We start from the raw sequence: 7,399 nt of genomic DNA on the forward strand, positions 1-7,399 counted from the left end.
TGTCCAGCAATGCTTGTGCCCCTTTCGGCATCCCCGCCATGTCGTCCGCCACCGCGCCCTGTTTCCGCGACGTGCGCTTCCGTCCCGTCCCTGACTTCTTGCCGAAGACGAACTCGAGCTTGTAGAGGCCCGCGTCCCCGCTCTTCTTGTACGTGAGCGCCGCCTCGAACGGGCGTTTCTGTTTGGACGTCATCTTGAACGGCCCGACCGTCCCGCCCGCGAGGAGCGTCTTCGCGTGGGACGGGGTGAGCGTCTTGCCGGCGATCTGTTTCCACAGGACGACGAGGCAGGATTCGTTCTCGCATGAATAGGAGTTCTTCCGTTCGACGACGTCCCCGCCACATTCCGGGCAGGTGCCGACGACCCGGTCCCGGTCCGCCGTCTCCTGGAGCCGTCGTGTCGTCTCGGTCCCTTCCTGTGTCTTGACCGTCGTCACGAGGTGACGGACGAACGCCTCCACCTTCTTCACGAACGCCTTCGCGTCGACCTCGCCCTTCGCGACGAGGCCGAGGGCGGACTCCCATTTGGCCGTCATCTCCGGGCTCGTCAGGAGATGGAGCCCGGACGACCGGGCGAGCTGGATCACCGCCCGGCCCTTGTCCGTGACGCAGAGCTTCTTCCCGTCGGGACGGATGTAGCCGACCTTCTTCAGACGCTCGATCGTCGCGGCCCGGGTCGCCTCCGTCCCGATTTCGAGCCCTTTGGCCGACTCGCGCGCCTCCTCGTCCTCGATGTGGCGCCCGGCCTGTTTCATCGCCTGGATGAGCGTCCCTTCGGTATAGGGGACGGGCGGGCGGGTCACTCGCTCCTTCGTCGTGGCCACGACGACCGTCGCCGGTCCCGGCACGATCTGCATGCCTGGGGGCAGGGTGGCGTCCTCCTTGTCCTTATCCGTCTCGTCCTCCTCCCCACGGAAGAGCACCGTCCATCCCGGGTCGACGACCTGGGCGAAACGGGCGCGGAACGGCTCGCCCCCGGCCTCGATGTCGACCGTGACCCGTTCCTTCGTCTCGACCGGCAGGCAGTGCGCGATCAGGCGACGCTCGACGAGCGTCAGCACGTTCCGTTCCTTCTCGCCGAGACCATCCGGCCAGGGTTTCCCGGTCGGCAGGAGCGCGTGGTGGTCCTCGACCTTCGACGCGTCGACGAACCGTTTGGAGCCGAGGGCGCGCTCGACGTCGACCTGCCCGGCCACCGGATGGCGACCGACGACCTTCGGCACGAGGGCGCGGATCATCCCCGCCTCGTCCTCCGTGACATGGTTCGCGCTCGTCCGCGGATACGTCAGCAATTTATGCGTCTCATAGAGCGCCTGCGCCGTCTTCAGCGTCTCGTCCGCCGAGTACCCATACAGACGGTTCGCCTCGGTCTGGAGCGTCGACAGCGAGTGCAGGAGGGGCACCTGACGGCGTGCCGTGTCCCGTCTTGGGTCAAGGGTGACGGTCGCCCCGTGCGCCTGTCCGCTGATCCGCCCCGCCTCCTCTTTCGTGAGGCGCCCGGTCGGGTGCTCGCCCGACCAGGTCGCCTCGAAACGGTTCCCCTGTTGGTCGAGCGTGAGCGTCGGCACGTGATACGTCTCCGGGCGGAACGCCTGGATCGCGACGTCGCGGTCGTGGACCATCGCGAGGACGGGCGTCTGGACGCGCCCGATCGAGTAGACGACGCCGTGCCCGCCGTGGCGTGTCGTGAACGCCCGGGTCGCGTTCAGCCCGACGAGCCAGTCCGCTTCCGAACGGGCCCGCGCGGCGGCGTAGAGTGCCTCATAGTCCCGACCGTCCCGCAGGTCGGCCCACGCCTTCTTGAGCCCCTCCTCGGTCAGGGACGGCGTCCAGAGGCGCCGGATCGGCAACGTGAGACCGAGGTGGTCGTAGATGAACCGGAAGATCGCCTCCCCCTCCCGTCCGCTGTCACAGGCGTTGACGATGGCGTCGCACCCTTTCGCGGCCTGTCTGATCTTCTTGAGCTGGTCCTTCGTCTTCTCGACCGGCTTGAGCCGGAACGGGTCGGGCACCATCGGGAGCGTGTCCGCGTCCCAGCGCGCCCATTCCGGGTGATAGTCTTCCGGTTCCGCGAGCGTGACGAGGTGGCCGATCGCCCACGTGATGCGGGCGTCGGGATGGTCGAGGTACCCGTCGGCGCGCTTGGCGCCCGGGAACAACGTCTCGGCGATCGCACGGCCGACGGCCGGCTTCTCTGCGAGTATCAATAGTTTGGCCATAGGAAAAGCCCTCCCGCATGTCGGCGGAAGGGCCACACCCCCTTCTTCGTTTGGATTGGTCTACATCGGTCAATTGGTCAAGAGGTTCGTTCTGGTCATTCGTGCTCGTCTTCGTCTGGATGCGGGAGGACGTGGAGCCCGACGCGCGCCTTTCGTTCTTCTAACCACTTCGCCCGCGCTTCTTCGGGACGGATCGGGCGGATCGGGCGGACGCTGAAGCGCACGATATAGTCCGTCCCGTCGAGGTCGATGTCGGTGTACTCGACGATCTTGTAGCTCCGTCCCTTGAAGTCGACCACGTTGCCGGGACGATAGTGTTCGAGTGGCCGATCCTTTCGCGACCACGGGTCGGTGCGTTCGAGCAGCCGGTTCCCTTTCACCCTGGCCCCGAGCTCGAACAGACCCCTGTCGGTCGGGAAGACCGGGAACATATGGGATTTCGGGACGGGGACGTCCAGGTGTTGGACGGTATACTGCACGATGACCCGGCTGGGTCGGTAGTCGAACCAGATCTGTTCGATGCCGAGGACGAGGGCCGGGGTGCCGTCGACATGGAGGACGTCGCCGATCCGGTGCGGGCGCCGGAAGCAAGGATACGTCCCCTCGATGGATGCGAACATGATACGATCACCTCACTTCCTTGGCCGACGCGTCGACGAGTGTCGCCCGCACGATGTGCCGGTTCTCGGCCGTCTCGATCGGGGTGCACGTGATGAGCGTGAGCGACGGGGTCTCGGTCGGTTCGAGCACGCTCACATCCTCCGGTTTGACGACCCACTCCTCCTCGACGACATACCGGTAGGTCGCCCCGTCCGCCGGGTCGGTGATCGTCACCACATCCCCCGGCTCGACGTCCGGGAGACGGTTGAACAGGCGTCCGGGGACGAAGCTCCGGTGTCCCGCGATGGCGAGGTTCCCTTCGCCCGGACGCATCGTCGGCGCCACCTTTGTCAGGGCGACGTCGAGGTTTTCCGCCGTCGTCGTCTCAAGGACAGGGCCCGAGAGCCCGATCGACGGGATGTCGAGCCGGATCGCGCCTTCGAGCTTCGCCCGTTGTTTCGGGTTGAGCGACGGGACGCGCTCCTCCGACGACTCGAGCGCCTGCATCGCGAGCGCGAGCTCGTCGATCTCCGCGCCCTGGGTCGCATGGTGGTAGCTCGGGTACAGGTACAGCCCGACCCCGCTGGCCAACAGGACGAGCGCGATCAGCCAGCGCATGACCTTCACTGTGTCGCCCCCTCTCCTCCGGGTGCCTCGACGTGCCGTCTGCCCTTCCGATAGGCCGCGTCCATCTGTTTGGCTTCGAGTTCTTCTTTGCGTAGTTCGCGGGCGACATTGCTTAGGATCGGTTTGGAGAGACGATAGAGACGCTGACAGTTTTTCTCATCATAGGCGAACGGGCTCTTGAAGGATTTTGGCGATCCGAGCGAGACGAAATGGTCTTGGACATGATCGGCGAACACGCCCATCATCTCGACATACCCGTCGAACGTCTTCATCAGGACGGCCAGATCGTTCTCGATGGACCGTTGGGCCCGAAGGGTCGCCTTCTGTTCACTCGTCTGTTGTCTCAGGATATTGTTCTCCTGTTCCATCCGCGTCTTAGCGATCTGCTGTTCCAAACATTCCTCCCTTAAATACTGGATGACATCATCCATGGAGGCGAAGTTGTTCTCTTCTTTGATTTCCAGCAACATATCATACGTGTCTTCTTTGACTTTTACGGTACGCAAGCTCATTTTTCCCCACTCCTTTTTGAATGTTCAGACCTATTTCTTCATCGTTTCAGGAATATGATTTGTTCTCAACTTTTCTTTCCCTGTGATTTTTTTCTTCTGGAAGAGAAACGGACCTGACTTGTACGTTTTTTGAGAAAAGTTGGCTCATAGATGAACGAAGCTGATTCACCCGTCCTATCCCGAGGATGCTTCGTACCAATCATCCTCGTTTCGATTTTTTTACCGATGGTCTCCACTGCTTCGTGCAAATTCTTCAGCTCGTGGGACACATTCTGTTGTTTGACATAGGCCCGATGCAGTGCATCATTTTCCTGTTGCAGTTGTTGGAGCCGCGACTTGACGTTTTCAATGACCGCATATTCATGGTGAAAATGTCGGATGACATCATCCATGGAAGCAAAACTGTTCTTTTCTTTCATCCTCATCAACATCTCGTAAGTATCTTCTTTGATTTTTATGGAACGTAGGTTCATTTCCAACACTCTCCTTATGATGTTTTCTATCGTTCGTTGCCTTTGATTCATCGGTCAAGTTCATCACGTTCTCGTGCCATCGCCCTTGCACGAAGCTGGCGGTACTCCTGTTCATGACGACGTTCCTCCTCGCGCACGGTGCGGTCGAGCTGGTCGAGCAGTCGCCCGTCGGAGATTGGGAGGGCCCGCGCCGCAGGCGCGAGGGCCGTGATCGACTGACGGCGGGGGGTCTCTGGTTTTACCGGGGCGCCACGCCCCGGCTTCCCGTTCGTCCCCCGTCTCTTGTCCTTCCGGGGGACGGACGGGACCGCTGACTTGCCTGTTTTCCGCGTGTCGGGTGTCGATTTCCCTTTCGGTTGTCCCTCCGACGGCGTCCCCTTTTCCCGTCCCATGGTCGGGAGGGCGAGGTCTTCGGTCACATCAGGTCTCGCCTTCGCCTGAGTGAGGAGCGTGTTCCCGAGGCGCTGGTACAGGTCGGCCCGCCGGTTGTCGGCGTACTGTCGTTCGAAGCGTGGCGAGCCCCCGTAGGCACGGACGTGGACGCGCTGTTCGCGCTCCCAGCCCGCCTTGAGGTCGGTCCATTCGGTCGCTTTGTGCGTCTCGAGGTAGTGCGTGCTCGCCCGGTCGATCAGCTCCCGCAGTTCGGGATGATGTTCCTTGATCTTCTTGTAGTTCTGTTCTTTCTTCTGTGCGGGGAGACGTCGCCGAATCTCGTCAAGATGTCGGTCGAGCGTCGGGTCGGACCACGCCAGCCGTTCGTCACGCAGCGGCTCGACGATCCGGTCACGGGTCAACGCCCTGAGGCGTTCGAGTTCCACGTCCCGGTCCGTCAGCCCGGACAGGAGACGGCTCTTCATCGTGTCGCGGACGGCGTCCTTGCGGAACGCCTCCTGTTCGGTCAACGGCTCCTGTTCACCGACGGTCGCGATGTGCACGTGGATGTTGTCGGTGTTGCGATGGATCGACCCGACCCACAGGAGGTCGTCCCGGTCCATCTTCTTGCCCATGCCGTCCATCATGTCACGGACGGCGTCACGCAGGCGTCCCTCGTCGAGCCGGTCGGTCCTCGCGTCGTACAACTTCTGTTCCTCGAGCCACCGGTTGTCGAACGAGACGACGTCCTTCAGGAGATGCCCGTCGCGTTCGATCGAGTCGTCGAACCGGGCGATCAGGTCTGCCCGTTCCGTCTCGCTGATCGTGTCCCGTTCGCCCGTGAAGACGCCGAGCGAGCGCGTCTTCTGTTCGTCTTCCATATAGGTCGTATACCGTTCGATGGTGGGGTCGATGCGATCCTCCGTGTCGGTGAGTTCCATCTCGTCGAATCGGTTCATGTATGCATAGTAGGAGGCGACGGACCCGATCTCGCGCGTCTTCGTCGGTCTGTCATACTGACACTTCAGGACGATACCGGGCGTGCCGGACATGTCAGCGCACGTCCTTTCGGGTCGTCATCTTCCGCGTCATCCATTCCTGTTTCCAGCGTCTGATTTTGGCATCGATTGAGCGTCTCAGTTCGTGGAACAGACGGATGCGCGACCGGTCGCCATTGCCTTCGAGACGGAGCCTCGCGAAGGCCGCCGACTGGATCGCCATGACGTGGAGCGCCTCCTGTTCCGAGTCACAGCCGTACCGCTCACAGATGCGTTCGAGCTCGATCTGTGCCTCCGGTTCGAGCCGGAAGACGACCGCGCGGATCGCACGTGGGCGGTAGGCATACAGTTCGGATGTCGTCGTTTTGTGCATCGTTCACCCCTCCTCCCGGTCACGTTTTCGGGTGACGGGCAGACGCTCATCGAGTCGTCGGGCGACCTCGACGAGGACGTCCTCGACGCCCTCGATCCGGTCCGCGAGGTTCAAGAACTCGACCGACCGCACGACCTGCCAGTCGACCGATCGCTGACGGATGTCCCCGTCCGCATAGGCCTCGAGGATGTACACCATCAACTCGTTCCGGCTCCATCCGACCTGATCCGCTCGCGTGTCCAACAACTCGACGGCCGGTTTGCTCAACCCACGTACCAGTACATCCATCTTCTCTGTCGACCGCTTCGGTGGTCGCACACGTCCGCCCGTTGTTTTTTTCGTTTCCATCATCTCGTTCCTCCTCCAAATCCATTCGTTTTCTCGGTTTCCCGGATCACGTCCGCCCGTTTCCAGGCAGACGTTTATTGTTCAGTTTGATGTTCATCAAGTCGCCTCTCAGATGACAGGGAGAACGTTTGTACACCAGCCACTTGGATGCAAGGGAGAGGGTGACTAGAGCATAACTGTAATTTGATATCACATGTGTATCAAATTGGCCCAAATCGCGGTAGTACCGCGATTTCAGAACGATATCAAAAAAACGTGATTTTTCTCCTATTTTTCTCCCTCTTTTTTCATCTTTTCTCTTTTGTTCTCCCTGTTTTTCTCCTTTGTTCTCCCTCCTTTTTTACAGCTCCCCTGTCATCCACTCGCCGTTTTTTGGTCGGCGAATCTCTTGTTTTTCTGTTCCCAATGACGCGATTGACACACAAGCTACTTGAGTGCCAATCTGTCGATTTCATGTCGCGACTTGCGCGATGTACGATCCGTTTTCGTCACGTTTCGGTGACGAAGATGGTCGTGTTTTTGTCGATCGGGCGATCAGTTCGCGAGCGATTCGAGGCGTTCACGCGTCACGTCGCGTGCCTCCTCGTGCTCCTCGATCTGGAGCTCGTTCGTCGTCATCCGCGTCGTGTTCTGTGTGATCTTGCTGTCGATCTCGCGCAGTTCCTCGTCCGACTTGTTCGCCCGTTGGGCGTCGAGCTGGGCGTTCCGTTTCACGAGTTCTTCGTTCTCATACAGGAGGTTCACGATCGCTTCCTCGTACGATTCGACACGCCATTCGAGCTCCGCCACGAGGCGGTCGTGCGTCCGTTCCCGGAACGCGTCCGCGTCCGCGTCGAGCGCGTCGACACGTTTCACGACGCCGTCCGACGTGAACAGTC

The 7,399-nt window shown here is 61.1% G+C and carries 9 protein-coding genes; all 9 read right to left on the bottom strand.

Translation table 11 applies throughout. The features are described 5' to 3' along the window. Nucleotides 1–2,218 (bottom strand): type IA DNA topoisomerase (topB, locus tag GVY43_RS15265; protein ID WP_159563718.1); only part of this gene is annotated, 2,218 nt, incomplete at its 3' end. Between the two features lie 95 nt (nucleotides 2,219–2,313). Beyond that, nucleotides 2,314–2,838, bottom strand: coding sequence for a hypothetical protein (locus GVY43_RS15270; protein WP_159563719.1), 525 nt, complete (start codon nucleotides 2,836–2,838; stop codon nucleotides 2,314–2,316). A gap of 7 nt (nucleotides 2,839–2,845) precedes the next feature. Further along, nucleotides 2,846–3,436 carry a class D sortase gene (locus GVY43_RS15275; RefSeq protein ID WP_236548998.1) on the bottom strand — a complete coding sequence of 197 codons (591 nt, stop codon included), beginning with the start codon at nucleotides 3,434–3,436 and terminating at the stop codon, nucleotides 2,846–2,848. Between the two features lie 5 nt (nucleotides 3,437–3,441). Further along, nucleotides 3,442–3,957, bottom strand: a complete 516-nt coding sequence (locus GVY43_RS15280) for a hypothetical protein (protein ID WP_159563721.1) — start codon at nucleotides 3,955–3,957, stop codon at nucleotides 3,442–3,444. 65 nt (nucleotides 3,958–4,022) lie between these two features. Beyond that, entirely contained in the window at nucleotides 4,023–4,430 is a 408-nt protein-coding gene (locus tag GVY43_RS15285; RefSeq protein ID WP_159563722.1) for a hypothetical protein, read from the bottom strand. Nucleotides 4,431–4,477: 47 nt separating this feature from the next. Continuing rightward, entirely contained in the window at nucleotides 4,478–5,854 is a 1,377-nt protein-coding gene (mobP2, locus tag GVY43_RS15290) for a MobP2 family relaxase (protein WP_159563723.1), read from the bottom strand. A 1-nt stretch (nucleotide 5,855) separates the two neighbouring features. Beyond that, on the bottom strand, nucleotides 5,856–6,173 hold the full coding sequence (locus GVY43_RS15295; protein WP_159563724.1) for a hypothetical protein: 318 nt from the start codon (nucleotides 6,171–6,173) through the stop codon (nucleotides 5,856–5,858). Between the two features lie 3 nt (nucleotides 6,174–6,176). Then, complete coding sequence (locus GVY43_RS15300) at nucleotides 6,177–6,521, bottom strand: hypothetical protein (RefSeq protein WP_159563725.1); 345 nt, start codon at nucleotides 6,519–6,521, stop codon at nucleotides 6,177–6,179. 534 nt (nucleotides 6,522–7,055) lie between these two features. Continuing rightward, the coding region (locus GVY43_RS15305; RefSeq protein ID WP_159563726.1) for a hypothetical protein at nucleotides 7,056–7,399 on the bottom strand (344 nt) is incomplete at its 5' end.

The organism is Exiguobacterium sp. 8H (assembly GCF_902506255.1).
Lineage (GTDB): Bacteria > Bacillota > Bacilli > Exiguobacteriales > Exiguobacteriaceae > Exiguobacterium > Exiguobacterium profundum.

Coding starts and splice junctions, on each gene's coding strand:
- GVY43_RS15285 (WP_159563722.1), bottom strand. CDS start 4,430: ATGAACCTACGTTCCATAAAAATCAAAGAAGATACTTACGAGATGTTG.
- GVY43_RS15275 (WP_236548998.1), bottom strand. CDS start 3,436: ATGCGCTGGCTGATCGCGCTCGTCCTGTTGGCCAGCGGGGTCGGGCTG.
- GVY43_RS15280 (WP_159563721.1), bottom strand. CDS start 3,957: ATGAGCTTGCGTACCGTAAAAGTCAAAGAAGACACGTATGATATGTTG.
- GVY43_RS15270 (WP_159563719.1), bottom strand. CDS start 2,838: ATGTTCGCATCCATCGAGGGGACGTATCCTTGCTTCCGGCGCCCGCAC.
- GVY43_RS15300 (WP_159563725.1), bottom strand. CDS start 6,521: ATGGAAACGAAAAAAACAACGGGCGGACGTGTGCGACCACCGAAGCGG.
- mobP2 (WP_159563723.1), bottom strand. CDS start 5,854: ATGTCCGGCACGCCCGGTATCGTCCTGAAGTGTCAGTATGACAGACCG.
- GVY43_RS15295 (WP_159563724.1), bottom strand. CDS start 6,173: ATGCACAAAACGACGACATCCGAACTGTATGCCTACCGCCCACGTGCG.